At 72.0% G+C, this 17,265-nt stretch carries 12 protein-coding genes and 1 pseudogene; 12 read left to right on the top strand and 1 reads right to left on the bottom strand.

The window, feature by feature from the left end:
- Nucleotides 1–2 precede the first annotated feature (2 nt).
- The 12 genes from ABZ840_RS16095 to ABZ840_RS16040 all read left to right on the top strand — a co-directional run bounded on the left by ABZ840_RS16095 (nt 3) and on the right by ABZ840_RS16040 (nt 16,289).
- Nucleotides 3–701 carry a hypothetical protein gene (locus ABZ840_RS16095; RefSeq protein ID WP_361559522.1) on the top strand — a complete coding sequence of 233 codons (699 nt, stop codon included), beginning with the start codon at nt 3–5 and terminating at the stop codon, nt 699–701.
- The gene (locus ABZ840_RS16090) at nt 698–1,366 is read left to right on the top strand and encodes a hypothetical protein (protein ID WP_361559519.1); all 669 of its coding nucleotides are present in this window, start codon (nt 698–700) and stop codon (nt 1,364–1,366) included. Before ABZ840_RS16095 ends, ABZ840_RS16090 begins: the two co-directional genes overlap by 4 nt.
- Nucleotides 1,363–1,749, top strand: coding sequence for a hypothetical protein (locus ABZ840_RS16085; RefSeq protein ID WP_361559923.1), 387 nt, complete (start codon nt 1,363–1,365; stop codon nt 1,747–1,749). Before ABZ840_RS16090 ends, ABZ840_RS16085 begins: the two co-directional genes overlap by 4 nt.
- Nucleotides 1,742–2,884 carry a hypothetical protein gene (locus ABZ840_RS16080; protein ID WP_361559516.1) on the top strand — a complete coding sequence of 381 codons (1,143 nt, stop codon included), beginning with the start codon at nt 1,742–1,744 and terminating at the stop codon, nt 2,882–2,884. Before ABZ840_RS16085 ends, ABZ840_RS16080 begins: the two co-directional genes overlap by 8 nt.
- A 108-nt stretch (nt 2,885–2,992) precedes the next feature.
- Entirely contained in the window at nt 2,993–3,520 is a 528-nt protein-coding gene (locus tag ABZ840_RS16075; protein WP_361559513.1) for a phage baseplate assembly protein V, read from the top strand.
- Between the two features lie 52 nt (nt 3,521–3,572).
- On the top strand, nt 3,573–3,917 hold the full coding sequence (locus ABZ840_RS16070) for a hypothetical protein (protein ID WP_361559510.1): 345 nt from the start codon (nt 3,573–3,575) through the stop codon (nt 3,915–3,917).
- The gene (locus tag ABZ840_RS16065) at nt 3,914–4,300 is read left to right on the top strand and encodes a GPW/gp25 family protein (protein WP_361559507.1); all 387 of its coding nucleotides are present in this window, start codon (nt 3,914–3,916) and stop codon (nt 4,298–4,300) included. Before ABZ840_RS16070 ends, ABZ840_RS16065 begins: the two co-directional genes overlap by 4 nt.
- Nucleotides 4,297–7,488, top strand: a complete 3,192-nt coding sequence (locus ABZ840_RS16060) for a putative baseplate assembly protein (protein ID WP_361559504.1) — start codon at nt 4,297–4,299, stop codon at nt 7,486–7,488. The genes ABZ840_RS16065 and ABZ840_RS16060 overlap by 4 nt, the downstream gene beginning before the upstream one ends.
- Nucleotides 7,485–11,276: a putative baseplate assembly protein gene (locus ABZ840_RS16055; protein ID WP_361559501.1), complete on the top strand. Its 3,792-nt coding sequence runs from the start codon at nt 7,485–7,487 to the stop codon at nt 11,274–11,276. Before ABZ840_RS16060 ends, ABZ840_RS16055 begins: the two co-directional genes overlap by 4 nt.
- Before the next feature lie 37 nt (nt 11,277–11,313).
- Entirely contained in the window at nt 11,314–13,509 is a 2,196-nt protein-coding gene (locus ABZ840_RS16050; RefSeq protein ID WP_361559498.1) for a hypothetical protein, read from the top strand.
- A gap of 91 nt (nt 13,510–13,600) precedes the next feature.
- Nucleotides 13,601–15,223: a DUF6519 domain-containing protein gene (locus ABZ840_RS16045; RefSeq protein WP_361559495.1), complete on the top strand. Its 1,623-nt coding sequence runs from the start codon at nt 13,601–13,603 to the stop codon at nt 15,221–15,223.
- Nucleotides 15,224–15,347: 124 nt separating this feature from the next.
- The gene (locus ABZ840_RS16040; protein ID WP_361559492.1) at nt 15,348–16,289 is read left to right on the top strand and encodes a peptidoglycan-binding protein; all 942 of its coding nucleotides are present in this window, start codon (nt 15,348–15,350) and stop codon (nt 16,287–16,289) included.
- A 254-nt stretch (nt 16,290–16,543) separates the two neighbouring features.
- Here the strand turns inward: ABZ840_RS16040 and ABZ840_RS16035 are convergent.
- Nucleotides 16,544–17,265: pseudogene (locus ABZ840_RS16035) on the bottom strand (hypothetical protein); the annotation flags it as partial.

Here is a 17,265-nt window from a genome sequence, read left to right as displayed (position 1 = left end):
CCATGGAAAAGGATGAGGGCAGCGTCAAATTCCCGTACGAGGGCCTGTGTGTCAAGGCAGTCGGCGAGCTCACCGGGCGCTCGGAGATCGATGTCTCAGTGGCCGAATTCGGGAAGATTTCGACGCCTCTGGATGACGCGGAACGCGTGTTCAGGAACATGGCCCGCCGGCGTGAACTTCCATTTACCTCCGAGATCCGAGACAAGTTTTTCCGCTTCAACGATATCGAGGTGTACTGGAGATCCTCGGAATCGGGATCGAATCTCGTCGGCGAGTTCTATCTGACTCACCTGTACCGCAGCGTGCTCGAGAAGCGGATGAACGTCATCTGGGAGGGCAAGGACGACTGGGAACGCGAACTCTACAGTGAGCTGAGGATCTTCGACGATACGCCTCACAGCGGCTCCGGCCGCCTGGCTGCCCTACGCGTCGCCCCTGGCACCACAGATCCTGAAATCTGGTTCTTCGACATACGGGACGAACCCCTGGAGATGGACCTGGATTATCCGACCTACTTGGACACGCTCCTCATCACCAAGGGAACCATCGGATGGCAATACCTTTTCTGTGATGTGGGATACGGCCATCCGGGATTCATGCCTATCGCCGACGGCCTCAAAGAGATGGTGGAGGTCTTCCCACGGCTCTTCCCTGAATACGACTACTCGGACCTCAAGGCCCGTCTCCGGGAGCGAACGTGACCACCTACGCCGACATACCCAAGCCGATTCGTTCCGGCATAGTCATCGTTGACCCCGAGCGCGGTACCCCGCAGCGCATTATCGTGCTGCAGTTCAACCCAGACACGCTTGAGCGGTCCGTGGCGCCGCAGGCCGCCGGTGGGGAAGGGGGAGGCGGCGGCGGAGGGGACAGTGGTGGGGATCGGAATGAGGCTCTACGGCTCAAGGGGCCGGCGCAGGAGTCGTGGAAGTTTACCGCTGAGATTGATGCGACCGATCAGTTGGATGTGGCCGCGCCTGATGGGATTCATCCTCAGCTGGCTGTGCTGGAGATGCTTGTGCAGCCGACTACCGCACAGTTGAGGGCTGCCAGCAAGCTCAGCAAGAAGGGGACTATTGAGATCAGTCCCATTGAGATGCCGTTGACTCTCTTTACCTGGGGGAGCAAGCGGGTCATGCCGGTCAGGTTGACGGAGTTGTCCGTTAATGAGTCGGCGTTTGATGTGAATCTGAATCCGATTCGGGCCTCGCTCAGCATCGGGATGAAGATTCTCACCGTGAGTGACTTGCCGGCTGGGCATCGGGGGGCGGAGCTCTACCTCGCGCACCTTGCGCAGAAGGAACAGTTGGCGCGGCGGGCGCGGGCCGGGAGTCTGGCTCAGCTTGGGCTTGGGGGAGGGATCTGAGCGTGATCGAGCCGTATGAGAGTGCGTTGGATGATGTGCCGGGGGCTCATCCGTACCCCAGGAGCAGTCGGTACCACGATGTGGAGATCGGGGTGCATCGCGCGGCCGACGGTACCGAGGTGAAGTACGCCAAGCGGAGGTTGTTGCCGCCGCTTGAGCGGGATGAAGACGAGACCGTGCCGCATGTCGTCAGTGATGGGGAGCGGGCGGATCAGTTGGGGCAGCGGTATTTCGGGGATTCGGGGCAGTGGTGGCGGATTGCTGATGCCAATCCGGTGCTGGCGCCCGGTGAATTGACGGACGAGCCCGGCGAGGAGATCGCCGTGCCGTTGCCCGGTGGGTTCCCTGGTGGCATGGGTGGGCCGGGGGTGCGGAATGGCTGATGACCTGCCCGTTGGGGGCGGTCCCGTACATGCCTCGCTGTACATGGGGCCGAAGCTGGCCCGGCTCGTGCCGCAGGAGGTGACGGAGGCGCTGCTGTCCGCGCAGATCACCAGTACGGCCGGTGAGAGGAGCGGATTTCAGCTTGCCTTCGACCTGACGAAAAAGGGGGCGATCATACAAAGGCTCCTCCCTGAAGGGTTCTTCGACCCCAAGACGCGGGTCATCCTGACCGTTGCGGTCAAGGGGACGCCTGTGGTGCTGCTGGATGGGCTCATCGTGCGGCAGGAGGTGGGGGCCAGTAATCAGCCCGGGCAGACGACTTTGACGGTGACCGGGGAAGACCTGACGCTGCTCATGGACCTTGAGGAGCGGACCGATCGTTATCCCAACCTCGCGCCCTCGCAGCGGGTTGAGCGAATTCTGGGGAAGTACGCGGATTACGGGATCGATGCCCGGATCATTCGGGAGCAGGTGCCGCAGCCGCCGAGGGAGCAGGCTCGTGTGGATTACCAGACGGGGACTGATCTGCAGTATGTGAATGACCTGGCCAGGGCTAATGGTTACACGTTCTATCTCGACCCGGGGCCCGTCCCTGGGCGGTCGACCGCGTTCTGGGGGCCCGAGCAGCGGCTCGGGCAGCGGCAGCATGCGTTGAACGTGAATATGGATGTGCACTCGACTGTGGATCAGTTGACGTTTGCTTATGACGGGACGGCGAGGGAAGAGCCGCAGGCTCGGGTGCAGGATCCCGTGACGCGGCGGGCTCCGCTCCTTTCCCAGCCCGACATCAGCCCCCTCCGGCCGCCCCTCGGCCGGCGTGCTTCGCCGGCTCTCAAGCGGAAGACACTGACGGGTACGGCCAAGAAGGATGAGGCGCTGGCCAAGGCTGAGGCGTTGGGACGGGCCGCTACCAGCGCTGATGCCATCAGTGGGTCGGGGCAGTTGGACGTCAACCGGCATGGATACGTCTTGCGGCCGCGGGAGTTGGTGGGGGTGAGGGGCGCGGGCGTGACGTACGACGGTGATTACTACGTGAAGAGCGTTACTCATAACCTCCGCCCCGGGTCCTTCCAGCAGACCTTCACCCTGTCGCGTGAGGGGCTGATCGCGAGGAGCGACCGCGTTCGGCCGTAGACCGCCGCCGTGGCCCGCCCGCGTAGACCGCCTCCGTAGACCAGTTCCGCAGCCCCCGTCACCGACCCCGCACCACAGCCGCGCACCACACCACCAGGAGCAGCACCCATGGCGCCAGCATCGAACAACCGCTTTCTCGGCAAGTTCCGAGGACGGGTGGCGAGCAACAACGATCCGTTGCGGATGGGTCGGATCACGGCTCATGTGCCGGATGTCCTCGGTGACGAGGCGTCCACGTGGGCCATGCCGTGCTTTCCGTTCACGGGGGCGCAGGCGGGGCAGTACGTGATCCCGAGCGAGGGCGCGGGTGTGTGGATCGAGTTCGAGCAGGGGGATCCCAGCTTCCCCGTGTGGACGGGGTGTTGGTACGGGTCCGAGGCCGAGATGCCGGTCGATGCGCAGGCCGGGGCACGGGCCGGGGCCGAGCCGGTGGTCATCGAGACGCAGGGGCATCACAAGATCGTGCTGTCGGACGTGCCGGAGGAAGGGATTCTGCTGCAGGCGCCGACCGGTGCGTTTGTGCGCATCAATGCGGCGGGGGTGCAGATCAACAACGGGGCGGGGGCGGTGATTTCGCTGGTCGGGGACCAGGTCGACATCAATGAGGGCCGGCTCACCGTCCCCAGGAAGCGATGACCCGAGTGGCCATTCATCGAGAAACGCCAGCGGAGACGGGGAGCGAGAAGACGTGGGGTCCGGGAACTTTGTGCACGGGGGCGCGGTGATCAGCTGTCCGCACGGCGGGCGGGCGGTGTCCACCGCGGCCGCCGGCACGGGCGTACGTATCGACGGCCTGCCCGTGGTCACCGCCGCCGACCTGTTCACGGTCAGCGGCTGCCCGCACTCCGTCGGCGGCCGTCCGCAGCCGTGCACCAGCGTGCGCTGGACGCCGGCCGGCGGCGGCGACGAGGTACGGATCGACGGGGTGCCGGCGCTGCTGGACACCTCGGCGGCGATGTGTTTCAGCGCCGGGCTGGTGCCGCAGGGCCCGCCGGTCGTGGCGCCCGTCCACCAGGGGGTGTCCAGCCGATGAGGGCTGCGAAGAAAGTACGGAGTGAGATCGCCTTTCCGTTCCGGGTGGACCGGCGGGGGCGGACGGCGCATGCGGACCATGACGCGCATGTGCGGGACTTGATCGAGCAGTTGCTGTTCACGAGCCCGGGTGAGCGGGTCATGCGGCCCGACTTCGGGTGCGGGCTGCTGGACCTGGTGTTCACGCCGAACAGCCCGGAGCTGGCGTCGGCCGTCGAGCTGTCGGTGCAGGCGTCGTTGCAGCGGTGGCTCGGCGATCTCATCGACGTCGAGGCGCTGGATGTGGTGAACGAAGAGAACGTCGTCCGGGTCGAGCTGAGCTATGTGGTGCGGTCCACCGGGAGCCGGCGGGATGAAGTGTTCGAGGGGCGGGGCGAGATATGAGTGACCAGCAGCTCATCGGCGGTGAGCTGGTGTGCCGTACCGACCGGCGGCGGGGCCGGATCCGAGCCGAGCGGCTGAACGGCATCGACGGGGTGGAGGTCGCCGACGACGGGATGACGCTGACCGTCACCTTCCTGGGGAAGGCGCCGCGCGGGCTGTGCCCGGAGAACGTCCGGATCGACGGCGGGCGCCGGATCTCGGGGATCGAGGCACTGGAGGTGTCGGTCGAGCGGGAGGAGGATCCCGAGCTCGACGACCGGCTGCATGTGGTGCTGGACCGGACGGGGGATACGTCCCGGTACCGGTTGTCGATCGTCGACACGGACCCTTACGGGCGGCCGGGTACGGAGCCGTACGAGGGGTTCGACCAGCGGTATTTCGCTGCCGACTTCCGGTTCAGGACGGACTGCCCGAGCCCCTTCGACTGCGCGCCCGAAGAAGTCGAGTGCCCGGACACCTTCAAGCCCGCGCCCGTCATCGACTACACCGCGCGGGACTACGACACGCTGCGGCAGCTGGTACTGGACCGGCTGCGGCTGACCACGCCGGACTGGGTCGAGCGCAATCCGGCGGATCTCGGGATGACGCTGGTCGAGATGCTGGCGTACACCGCTGATCAGATCAGTTATCAGCAGGATGCCGTGGCTACGGAGGCCTATCTCGACACCGCGCGGCGGCGGGTGTCCGTACGCCGGCATGTGCGGCTGATCGACTACCCGATGCACGACGGGTGCAGCGCGCGGGCCTTCGTGTCCGTGGAGGTGGCCACCGACCTCGTGCTGCTGCCGGGAACCTTCCGGTTCGCCGCGGTGGACTTCCGTACGTACGGGCCGCGGGACCGGCCCGAGCTCGGGACCGTCATCGACGACCGGGACCTGGCCGTGCTGGACGAGCGCGGGTCGGTGGAGGTCTTCGAGCCGGTCGGCGACGCGCCGCTGCGGCTGCGTCCGGAGCACAACGCCATCCGGCTGTGGACCTGGGGCGACGAGGTCTGCGCGCTGCCGAAGGGCGCGACGTCGGCGACCCTGCGGGACGAGTGGGCGGACGGCACGCACGAGACCCGCTCCTTGAAGCTCTCCCCCGGTGACCTGCTGTTGTTCGAGGAGGTCAAGGGGCCGCGTACGGGGACGCCCGGCGATCAGGACCCGAGTCACCGGCAGGCCGTACGGCTGACGTCGGTCACCCCGGCCGTCGACCGGCTCGACGGACAGCCGGTGCTGGAGGTGACCTGGGCGCAGGAGGACGCGCTGACGTTCCCGCTGTGTCTGTCCACGCGGGGCGGGACGGAGTGCGCGCCGGTGGACGACGTGAGCGTCGCGCGCGGCAACGTCACGCTCGTCGACCACGGGCGGTCGCTGGTCTTCGGGGAGGACCCGGAGGGCGTGCCGGAGACGGTGACCGTGCCGCCCGTACCGGCCGTGACCGGCTCCTGCGAGCCGCCCGCCTTCGGGTGCGCGGACCACAAGGGCGACGGCAACGCCACGGCCCGCACCATCGAGCACCTGCTGCGCAAGACGGCACATCACCGGGCGCTGACGGCCGACGACATCCGCGAGCTGTTCGAGGTCGTCGGCGAGGAAGCGACCGTACGGGCCGGGCTCGGGCTGGAGCTGGCCGGGCAGCGGCGCGAAAAGGTGGTGCCCGGGACGGTGTACGCGCAGGCCGAGGCGTTGCGCACGCTGCTGGCGCAGTCCGTGTACCCCGGCATCGGGGCACGCTTCCGGCCGCTGCTGCACCGCTCCCCCGTCGCCCAGACCGTGCCGTTCCCGCGGCCGGAGCTGGTGGCGGCCGGGCAGGCCGAGCGGCTCGCCGGGATCCGGGAGCGGGTGCGGGCGCGGCTGGTCGAGCTGTGGCGCAGCGCGCGGGACCACGACGGGCTGTCGGAGGCGGAGATCGCCGAGCTGACGGTGCTGTTCGGGCTGCACGTGCTGGAGCACCTGGAGCTGCACCGGCATCCCGTACGGGCGCTGCGGGAGCTGCTGCACCGCGGTGACCGGCTTCTCGCGCCCAAGCTGCGGCGCCTCGAGGTGCTGACGGCGCGGGCGCGGGCCGGCGCGGTGCTGGACGGCCGGATCGCCTGGGAGATCGCGCACAGCTGGGGCCCGGAGTACGCGGCGGGGCTGCACCCGGACGAGCCGGTGCTGCACGGCCCGGCGGCCGGGCTGCTGCCGGATGCCCGGGCCGCGCTGCCGGCCGTACGGATCGAGGACGGCGAGCACACCTGGGAGCCGCGCCGGGACCTGCTGAACAGCGGACCGCGCGACCGGCACTTCGTGGGCGAGCTGGAGGACGACGGGCGGATCGCACTGCGCTTCGGGGACGGGCGGTACGGTGCCCGGCCGGAGCCCGGCAGCCGGCTCACGCTGCACTACCGGCTGGGCGGCGGCACGGCCGGCAATGTGGGGGCCGAGGCCATCAACCACCTGGTGCTCAGCCGTCCGGCCGAGGAGTCGGACGGCGGGGACCCGATGCCGGTGGCCGGGGTGCGCAATCCGCTGCCCGCCGTCGGCGGTGCCGAGCCGGAGCCGGTCGAGCAGGTGCGTCAGCTCGCGCCGCTGGACCTCAAGCGCACCCGCCGGCGCGCCGTCACTGCGGCGGACTACGCGGAGCTGGCGTCCGCGCTGCCCGGTGTGCAGCGTGCCGCAGCGGAGATCCGCTGGACCGGCAGCGTGCAGGAGGCGCACGTCGCCATCGACGCCGTGCGCAGCGGAGAGCCCGCGCCCGAACTGCTGGACTCCGTCGCGTACGTGCTGGAGGGCTACCGGCGGATCGGCCACGACCTGGTCGTGGAGCCGGCCCGGACCGTGCCGCTGGACATCGAGGTCGAGGTCTGCGCCGCGCCCGGACACCAGCACGGCCGGATCCTCGCCGAGCTGACCCGGGTGCTGGGCAACCGCCGGCTGCCCGGCGGGCGGCTGGGCTTCTTCCACCCGGACGCGCTGACGTTCGGGGAGCCGGTGCGGCTGAGCCGCCTCACCGCGGTGGCCGCGGCCGTACCGGGCGTGGAGAGCGTACGGGTGACCCGGCTGCAACGGCTCTTCTCACAGGGATCCACCGACATCAGAGACAACAGAGCGCTGGAGGACGGTGTGCTGCGGCTCGGCCCGCTGGAGATCGCCGTGTGCGACAACGACCCCGAGCGGCCCGAGAACGGCCGGCTGGTCATCGAGCTCGGGGGTGCGCGATGAGCGCCACGTGCGGCTGCGGCTGCGGGGGCAGCGACGAGCGGCGCGCCCCCGACGCCCTGTACAACCCGCCGGGACGGGCGGCGCTGGACTACCGCGTCGGTACGTACGGCACGTTCCTCGCCGGGATGCTGGACCGGCTCGCCTCGCCCGCCTACCCGGCGCTGCGCGGCCTGACCGTCCGCACCCCGGACGACCCGGCCATCGGGCTGCTGGACGCCTGGGCGGTGCTCGGTGACGTACTGACCTTCCACAGCGAGCGGATCGCGGACGAGGGGTACCTGCGGACCGCCAACGAGCACCGGTCGCTCGCGCTGCTCGGGCGGCTGGTCGGGCACCGGCCGCGGCCGGGCGTCGCGGCCGACACCCACCTCGCGTACACCCTGGACAAGGACCCGCGCGCCGAGGACGTGCCGGTCGTCGTCCCGCGCGGGGCGCGCAGCCACAGCGTGCCGGCGGCGACGGGCGAGGAGTCGCAGACCTTCGAGACGACCGAGGCCCTCACCGCGCGGTACGCGTGGAACGAGCTGAAGGTCCGCAGGCGGCGGCCCGCGCTGCTGGTCGCCGACGACGTGAAGAAGCGCTCCGAGCTGTACGTCTCGGGCACGGCCACGTCGCTGCAGACCGGCGACCAGCTGCTGTTCGACTTCGGCGGCAAGGACCAGAAGCTGCTGCCGGTCGCCAAGGTGCGCATCGACCGCGCGGAGGACGTCACCGCGATCGGGCTCCAGCAGTCCGCGCCGCCCACGCTCAAGGAGCTGGTGGACGAGGCGAAGCAGTGGATCACCGAGCCGGAGGACGGCGGCGATCCGGACGACCCGGACGAGCCCGGGCCGCCCACCCCGGAGACGCCGAACCCGCGCCCGGTCAGCAAGCTGATCGAGACCTTCGACACCCAGGTGCTGGCGCCGCTGCGCAAGGACCTGGAGGGGGAAGCGGCCAAGACTCCGGCCGCGTTCGCCGAGCGGCTGGCCGGACCGCACGAGCGGCTGGCCGAGGCGCAGGCGCTGGCCGCGCCGTACGAGGAGGTCGCGGCCTGGTTCGAGCAGCTGGAAGCGGTGCTCGCCGAACTCCGTGAGCGGGCCGCCGATTTGGAGCCCGCACGGACCGTGCCGCCGTCGGAGCCGCAGCCGAAGAAGGCCGGCGCCGCACAGCGGTTCACGCCCACGGCCGCGCTGCGTGCCCTGGACGCCGTGCTGCCCGCCCTCCGGACGAGCGTGGTGCGGCCCCCGTCCGGCGCGCGGGTCGTCTCGCGCGACCCCGGGCGGCTCTTCGCGCCCGGCTCGGACCTCACCGCGCGGCTGCTGTCCGCGCTGGACCCGAGGCTGTCCGACGGGATGTACACGGCGTGGCGGCAGGCCGCGCCCGCGACGCCCGCCGCGCTCCGCGCGCTGCTGGCGATGCGGGTGACGGCCGCGCCCTTCGGGGCGACCGCGCCGCTCAAGCCGGTGCAGGACGACAAGGGCCGGGTGATCCGCACCGCGGACTGGCCGCTCACCGGCGGCGTGCTGACCAGCGTGCGGATCGTCTTCGACACGGCCGGCAAGGTGCCGGTGAAGGCGGAGTTCCAGCACGCCGAGACCGGCAACTCCGTGCAGTACTCGGAGAACCTGCCGTCGGAGAACTCCTTCGACCTCGGCCCCGGCCGGGTCCAGGTGTCCACCCGTACGGGGCAGGACCGCGACCTGAGCTGGCTGGGCCGCCGCCCGACCGAGTCGCAGGAGCCGGGGGTGACCATCCGGCTGCTGGCCGGGCTGCCCGAGCGCTCCCTGTTCGTGGCCCGGCCCGACGAGGACGGGAAGATCGAGGTCGCGGTCAACAACGGCGAGACGAAGACCTGGGACCTCGCGCCGGGCGACAAGCACCAGGTCCGGCACGGCGAGTACGAGGTGACGGTGCGGCGCACGCCGGGCAGCGAGCCGCCCGCCGTGGAGATCGGCATCGCCACCGTCCCCGAGCCCGCCAACCGGTACGTCCTGCCGCTGGACTCCGTCCAGGACTCGGTCACGGTCGGCAGCTGGGTGGCGATCCAGCGCCCCCGCAAGGGCGCCGAGGGCCCCGACGGCATCCCCGGCGACAAGAAGCTGGCGTTCGTCACCACCCGCGTGACGGCCGTGCGCACCGCCGCGTACACCGACTTCGGCATCACCGGGCGCGGTACGGAGCTGACGCTGGCCGACCCGTGGCTGGACGAGCACGACGTGCTGCTGTCGGCGATCCGCGACACCACCGTGCACGCGGGCGGCGAGCCGCTGCGGATGGCGGACGAGCCGCTGGGCGAGGACGTGCACGGCAACGAGCTGGAGCTGGCGGACCTGTACGACGGGCTGCGCCCCGGGCGGTACATCGTCGTCTCCGGCGAGCGGACCGACATCCCCGGCTCGGCCGGGGTGCGCGGCACGGAGCTGGCGGTGATCGCCGCGGTCGACCAGCGGCTCGACGAGGAGCTGCCCGGCGACCACGTGCACACCGTCCTCACGCTCACCGCCGACCTCGCCTACCGGTACCGCCGCGACACCGTCCGGATCCAGGGCAACGTCGTGCCGGCCACCCACGGCGAGAGCCGGGACGAGCCGCTGGGCAGCGGCGACGCGGAGAAGACCAACCAGGCGTTCGCGCTCTGGCAGTCGCCGCTGACCTGGCTCCCCGACGGCAACCCGCTGGGCGCCACCCCGGAGCTGGAGATCCGGGTCGACGGGCTGCTCTGGCACCGGGTGGACAGCCTGGCCGGGCGCGGGCCGCGCGAGCGGGTGTACGTCCTGGGCTCGGCCGGCGACGGCCGGACGACGGTGACCTTCGGCGACGGGACGCACGGCGCCCGGCTGCCCACCGGCCACGAGAACGTCCGGGCCCGCTACCGCTTCGGTACGGGCCGCGCCGCCAACGTGAAGGCGGGCCGCATCACCCAGGCGATCACCCGCCCGCTGGGCGTCACCGGCGTCACCAACCCGCAGCCGGCCACCGGCGGCGCGGACGCCGACGGCCCCGGGCTCACCCGCCGCACGGTCCCGCTCGCGGTCTCCGCGCTGGACCGGCTGGTCTCGCTCGCCGACTACGAGGACTTCGCGCGCTCGCGGGCCGGCATCGGACGGGCCGCGGCGGCCGAACTGCACGACGGGCGGCGGCAGGTGCTGCACCTGACCGTGGCCGGGGTGGACGACAACCCGGTCGCGGCCGACGCCGAGGTGCTCCAGGCGCTCCGGTCCTCGCTGGCCGAGTACGGGGACGCCGCGCTCCCGGTCCGGGTCGACGTGCGCGAACTGGTGCTGCTCCTGCTGGTCGCCAAGGTCAAGGTCGCGCCCGACCACTCGTGGGCCGCGGTCGAGCCGCGGGTGCGGGCCGCGCTGCTGCGCCGGCTCGGCTACGAGGGACGCGAACTGGGGCAGCCCGCGCGGCTGTCGGAGGTGCTGGCCACCGCCCAGTCCGTGCCCGGCGTGGACTACGTGGACGTGGACGCCTTCACCGGCGTACCCGCCTCCGCGACCCCCGCCGACCTCGCCGGTCTCGCCGACGAGCTGGCCGGGCCGCGTACGACGGTCCCGGCACGCGGGGCCACGTACGACGAGCAGGTGTACCGGGTCTCCGACGACAAGGGCGAGTCGCTGTCCTCGGTCGCGGGCCGCAACGGCATCTCCCTCGCCGAACTGCTGCGCCTGAACCCGGACATCACCGATACGCGGCCGCTGGCCAAGGGCCGCTCGGTGTACGTCTTCCGCGGCGTCCGGCCCGCCCAGCTCGCGCTGTTCTCGCCGCAGGTCGCCGACACCATGATTCTGACGGAGGTCAAGTGAGGTCCGCCGACACCCTGACAACGACGGGGGGCAAGTGATGTCCAGGGAGCCGGACGGGCTCGCGGAGCTGCTGCCCCAGTGGCACCGGCTGCGGGACGCGGAGAACGGCGAGCCGCTGCGCGCGCTGCTCGCCGTGATCGCCGAGCAGGTCGACCTCGTACGCGACGGGGTCGAGCAGCAGTACGACGACTGGTTCGTGGAGACGGCGGCGGAGTGGGTGCTGCCGTACCTGGGCGACCTGGTCGGCTACCGGCCGCTGCCCGGATACGAGCGGGTGCTGGCCACCGGCCTGAAGGACGGCGGGCTGCCGGACTCCTCGCGCAGGCGGCTGGCCGAGGCATTGGCCCCGCGCCGCGACGTGGCGGCCACGGTCGCCAACCGCCGCCGCAAGGGCACCCTCGCGCTGCTGGAAGAGCTGTCCGCCGAGGTCGCCAACTGGCCCGCGCGGGCCGTGGAGTTCTCCCGGCTGGTCTCGCACGGCCAGCCGGTGAAGCTGTACGGCTCGGGCACCGCGGCCGTCAACGCACGGCGGGCCGCACGCGGCCGGTCGGTGGACGTACGGGACTCCTCAGCGCTGGACCTGGCGGGCGGCCCCTTCGGCGCTGTCGCGCGCTCGGCGGACGTCCGCCGGGCCGACTCGCGGCGCCGCCAGGGCGGCCTCTCCCCCGCCGGGGTGGGCCTGTACGTGTGGCGGCTGAAGCCCTACTCGGTGACGCGGGCGCCCGCGTACTGCATCGACCGGGCCCGCAACCTCTACACCTTCTCGATCCTCGGCAACGACACGCCGCTGGTCACCAAGCCCGAGCCGGAGCCGTCGGCCACCCACATCGCGACGATCGACAACGTCCCGGCGTACGTCCGGCGGCGGCAGCTGCACGACCGGCTCGCGGACTACTACGGGCCCGGCAAGTCCTTCACGATCTGGCGGGACGGGCAGCGCGAGCCGGTCGACCCGTCCGACATCGTCGTCGCCGACCTCAGCGACTGGCGTTACCGGCCCAAGCGCGGGCAGGTCGCGGTCGACCCGGAGCTGGGCCGGATCGCCTTCGGCTCGCGCTCGGCGCCGCGCCAGGGCGTGTGGGTCACGTACCACTACGCCTTCGCGGACGACCTGGGCGGCGGCGAGTACCTGCGCGAGCGGGAGACGCCGGCGGGCGCGGCCGTGTACCGGGTCGGCCCCGGCCAGACGTACCAGCGGATCATGGACGCGTACGGGGACTGGCAGAACGACCGGCGGGCCGGACGCTGCGGCCCCGACGGCATCATCGAGATCACCCACAGCGGCGCCTACCAGGAGCAGCTGGACTTCGACCTGGACCCGGGCGACCGGCTGGAGGTCCGCGCGGCGGAGGGCACCCGGCCGGTGATCCGGCTGCTGGACTGGTACAGCAACCGGCCCGACGCGCTCAACATCCGCGCCCGCGACGAGGACTGCGAGCCGGGCGACGCGCGCGGGCCCGCGCCCCGCATCGTGCTCGACGGACTGCTGATCACCGGCCGCGGGATCAACGTCCAGGGCCCGGTCGGCGCGCTGGCGCTGCGGCACTGCACGCTCGTGCCCGGCTGGTCGCTGGAGCCGGAGTGCCACCCGCACTCCCCCGAGGAGCCCAGCCTCGTACTGGACCGCACGACCGCGTGCGTGGAGATCGACCGGACGATCCTCGGCACCATCGAGGTCATCGGCGACGAGGTCTCCACCGACCCGCTGCCGATCCACATCCGGGACAGCATCCTGGACGCCACCGGCCACGACCGCGAGGCGCTCTCCGCGCCGGACTGCCGGCACGCGCACGCGGTCCTGCACGCGCACCGCACCACGGTGATCGGTGAGGTCCATGTGCACGCCGTGCAGCTCGCGGAGAACTCGCTCTTCACCGGCGAGCTGCATGTCGCCCGGCGCCAGCTCGGCTGCCTCCGGTACTCCTACGTACCGCCCGGCTCGCGCACCCCGCGCCGCTACCGCTGCCTGCCGGACCTGGTCGGCGCCGAACAGGCCGGTGCCGTACGGCCGGTCTTCCGCAGCGAGCGGTACGGCACGCCCGCGTACGGGCAGCTGACCGCGCCGGACGCGGACGGCCCGGCGGGCGAGGGCTGCCGGCGGGCCGCGGAGGACGGTGCCGAACTGGGCGCCTTCCACGACCTGTACCAGCCGCAGCGCGAGGACAGCCTGCGGGCGCGGCTCGCGGAGTACACACCGGCCGGAACGGATGCGGGGATCTTCTTCGTGACCTGATGCCGCCACGGGGCGCCGACGGGAAGCGCCCGCCCACGACCTACCGCCACGAGCTTCATGACGAGCTTCATCACGAGGGGGAACCCTTCACATGCACGCTGATCTCTCCCGCATCACCTTCCGGCCGGACGCCCGCTACTCCGCGGTCCTCGCCCAGCAGGGCCGCGTCCAGCTGGACGCGGACACCAACGAGCAGACCGCGATCCAGCTCTACCAGGCCCGGGTGACCGCCACCGACCTGATCGGGCAGCACGGCGGCCCGGCCGCCGACGCCGGCTTCAAGATCGACATGACCGGCGGCAGCCGCGAGCTGGACGACCTCTCCATCAGCCCCGGCCGCTACTACGTCGACGGCATCCTCGTCGAGTCCTACCGGGCGCAGCCCGGCGTCCCGGTGCCGGACACGGCCGACGCCGACGCCAAGGACGACGAGAAGGACGGCGAGGGCGCGGCCGCCGAGCCGCCCGCCACCTGGACCTACTGGGACCAGCCCGACGCCCACCGGGACGCGGAGCGCCCCGAGGACCGGCTGCCCACCCGGTTCCCGTACCTGGCCTACCTGAAGGTGTGGGAGCGCACGGTCACCGCGGCCGAGGACCCGGCGCTGCGCGAGGTCGCGCTCGGCGCTGCGCTGCCGGACACCGCGGCACGCCTCAAGGTCGTCTGGCAGGTGCTGCCGCTGCCCGGCGGCGAGCTGGACATCGAGGGTGACGACAGCAAGAAGGACCCGGTGCGCAAGGCCTTCCAGAACTGGGTCGCCGAGCAGCGCAAGGCCACCGCGCGGATCGCCGTGCGCAGCGAGCGCCCCGACCACGCCGACGACGACCCGTGCCTGGTCAAGCCGGACGCCCGCTACCGCGGCCCGGAGAACCAGCTGTACCGGGTGGAGATCCACGACGGCGGCGCCGCCAAGGACGCCACCTTCAAGTGGTCCCGGGAGAACGGCTCGGTGACCTTCCCGGTCGACGGCCTGGACGGCACCTGGGTCGAGCTGGCCACGCTGGGCCACGACGACAAGCTGGACCTGGACGTCGGCGATTGGGTGGAGTTCGTGGACTCCGCGGTCGCGAGCCGGCTGGAGGCCCACCCGCTGCTGCGCGTCGAGGAGCTGGACCTGCCGGGGCGCCGGGTGCGCCTGTCGGAGGAGCCCGCGCAGCACGTCGGGCGGCGGCCCGAACTCCACCCGTACCTGCGCCGCTGGGACCAGCACGAGGGCGGCCGGGCGCAGGAACGGCAGACGAAGAAGGGCGCGGCCGGGCAGCTCAAGAACGGTGCGGTGCGCGTCGAGGAAGGCGCGTGGCTGCCGCTGGAGGACGGCGTCGAGGTGTACTTCGCGGCCGGCGGCACCTACCGCAGCGGTGACTTCTGGCTGGTCCCGGCCCGTACCGCCACCGGCAACGTGGAGTGGCCGACGGACGCCGCGCGCCGCCCGCTGCTCCAGACGCCGCTCGGCCCGCAGGTGCACTACGCGCCGCTGGGCTGGGTGATGGGCGAGAAGACCGTCTCCGACCTGCGGCTGGCGTTCAAGCCGCTGGCCGGGGAGATCGCCGCGGCCAGCGACGAGGAACTGGCCGCCGAGGAGGAGGCGCGGGCCGCCGACGCCGCGGCCGAGGCGGAGAACGAGCCGGCCGACGTGGCGTCCGCGGGCCCGGCGCACGGCGCGGCGCTCCGCTCGCAGACGACGGCCGAGGCGGAGTCCCTGTCGGAGGAGTGACACCGCCGGGGTGGCGCCACGGGGAGCGCGCCATCACGTACGTACTGGGCGGCGCGCGGGTGATCCCGCGCGCCGCCGACCGGGGGACCGGCCCGCGCGGCCGGGTCGAGGAAGGAGCACGACGATGGCGAAGCCGCTGAGCGCGTCACGCCTGGTGAAAGCCCTGAAGGACGAGGGCCTGACCGTCCACGAAGTCCGCAACTGGCGCAAGCACAACAGAAACAGCAAGGGCCCGTGGGGCCCGCTGAACGGCGTGATGATCCACCACACCGTCACCAAGGGCACCGACAGCTCGGTCAACCTCTGCTACGAGGGCCGCTCCGATCTGCCGGGACCGCTGTGCCACGGCGTCATCGACAAGAAGGGCGAGGTGTGGCTGGTCGGCAACGGCCGCGCCAACCACGCCGGACTCGGCGACTCCGACGTGCTGCGCGCCGTGGTCAACGAGTCGAAGCTGCCGCACGACAACGCGGCCAACACCGATGGCAACCGGCACTTCTACGGCTTCGAGTGCATCAACCTCGGCGACGGCGAGGACCCCTGGCCCGAGGAGCAGAAGCTCGCCATCGAGAAGGTGTCCGCGGCGATCTGCCGGGCGCACGGCTGGAACGAGAAGTCCGTCATCGGCCACAACGAGTGGCAGCCGGGCAAGACGGACCCGCGCGGCTTCACCATGGGCAGCATGCGGTCCCGCATCAAGAAGCGGCTCGCGGGCAGGCCCGACGGCGGCAAGGACGACAAGCCGGCCCCGGAGAAGCCCGCACCGGAAAAGCCCGCGCCCGAGAAGCCCGCGCCGGAGAAGCCGCGGCCCGGCACCCGGTACGAACGCTTCCCCGGCAGCGGCTTCTTCCAGGCCGGCGCGCGCAGCCCCGTCATCACGGCCATGGGCAAGCGGCTGGTCGCCGAGGACTGCTCGCGCTACGAGGAGGGGCCCGGCCCGTACTGGACGGAGGCCGACCGCCAGTCCTACGCCGCCTGGCAGCGCAAGCTCGGCTTCTCGGGCAAGGACGCGGACGGAATCCCGGGCAAGGTGAGCTGGGACCGGTTGAAGGTGCCTCGGTCGTAGCAGGTGCCCAGGCCGGGTCCACTACGGCCACCCCGCGGCAGCGGACCCGGACATACGGACGCCGCCGGGCTCCCCCTCCCCAAAGGGGGTGCCCGGCGGCGTTTTCCGTTCCGGTTCAAGTGGCCGTTCACGTCACGGACATGGCGTGTCCGTCCCGGTGTCCGTACGAACGGCGTCCCCACAACGCCGTCCCGCGGACGCGCGGCCCCTCGCGGTACCGGTACCGCTCCGGCTCACGCCGGAAATCGGGGTGTTCAGCCCGCCAGGCCCGGCAGCACCGGCAGGGCGGGGATGTTGGCGGGGCTGGTCAGGTCGCCCTGCGCCACGTCGACCGGGATGACGCGCTGCACACCGGCGGCGGCGCTGCCCGCGGTCTCCTGGCCGTCGGCGGCCACAGTGGTCGCCAGGCCCTGCGCGAACGGCACGGCGTCGGTGGCGACACCCTGCGCGAACGGGGTGGCGTCAGCGGCCACGCCCTGGGCGAAGGGGACGGCGGTGGCGGCGGTGCCCTGGGTCAGGTTCTGCGCACCGGCGACCGTGCCCTGCGCGAACGGGACCGCACCGGCGGCCGCGCCCTGCGCAAAGCCGCGCGCGTCGGTCAGCGTGCCCTGCGCGAACGGTACGGCGTCGGCGGTCGCGCCCTCGGCGAACGCCTGGGTGCCGGCGACCGTGTCCTGCGCGAACGGGGTGGCCTGGCCGGCCGCGTCACCGGCGAGCAGGCCCACGCCACCCACGGCGTCCTGGGCGACCGGGACGACCTTGCCGACGGCGCGCTGGGCGACGGGCGGCAGCGCGTCACCGGCGGCCTGGTCGACGACCGGGCGAGCGGTGGCCAGGGCGCCCTGGGCCGGGTTGGTCAGCGTGCCGGGACGCAGGTCGCTGCCGGCGGCGGTGCCGACGACACGGTCAACGGCACCGGACGCGTCGGGCAGCTGCGGCGCGGCGGGCAGCTCGGCGGGGAGCTGGTCGGTCGGCA

Origin of the sequence: Streptomyces sp. NPDC047117, from assembly GCF_040643545.1 — a bacterium.
In the GTDB taxonomy this organism is placed as follows: Bacteria; Actinomycetota; Actinomycetes; order Streptomycetales; family Streptomycetaceae; genus Streptomyces.
Note: the sequence above shows the minus strand (reverse complement) of the source record. Positions and strands in the feature narration are given on the sequence as shown.

Bases quoted from the DNA above. Each gene is read 5' to 3' on its own strand.
- ABZ840_RS16095 (WP_361559522.1), top strand. From the start codon at position 3: ATGGAAAAGGATGAGGGCAGCGTCAAATTCCCGTACGAGGGCCTGTGT.
- ABZ840_RS16080 (WP_361559516.1), top strand. From the start codon at position 1,742: ATGGCTGATGACCTGCCCGTTGGGGGCGGTCCCGTACATGCCTCGCTG.
- ABZ840_RS16075 (WP_361559513.1), top strand. From the start codon at position 2,993: ATGGCGCCAGCATCGAACAACCGCTTTCTCGGCAAGTTCCGAGGACGG.
- ABZ840_RS16065 (WP_361559507.1), top strand. From the start codon at position 3,914: ATGAGGGCTGCGAAGAAAGTACGGAGTGAGATCGCCTTTCCGTTCCGG.
- ABZ840_RS16060 (WP_361559504.1), top strand. From the start codon at position 4,297: ATGAGTGACCAGCAGCTCATCGGCGGTGAGCTGGTGTGCCGTACCGAC.
- ABZ840_RS16055 (WP_361559501.1), top strand. From the start codon at position 7,485: ATGAGCGCCACGTGCGGCTGCGGCTGCGGGGGCAGCGACGAGCGGCGC.
- ABZ840_RS16050 (WP_361559498.1), top strand. From the start codon at position 11,314: ATGTCCAGGGAGCCGGACGGGCTCGCGGAGCTGCTGCCCCAGTGGCAC.
- ABZ840_RS16045 (WP_361559495.1), top strand. From the start codon at position 13,601: ATGCACGCTGATCTCTCCCGCATCACCTTCCGGCCGGACGCCCGCTAC.
- ABZ840_RS16040 (WP_361559492.1), top strand. From the start codon at position 15,348: ATGGCGAAGCCGCTGAGCGCGTCACGCCTGGTGAAAGCCCTGAAGGAC.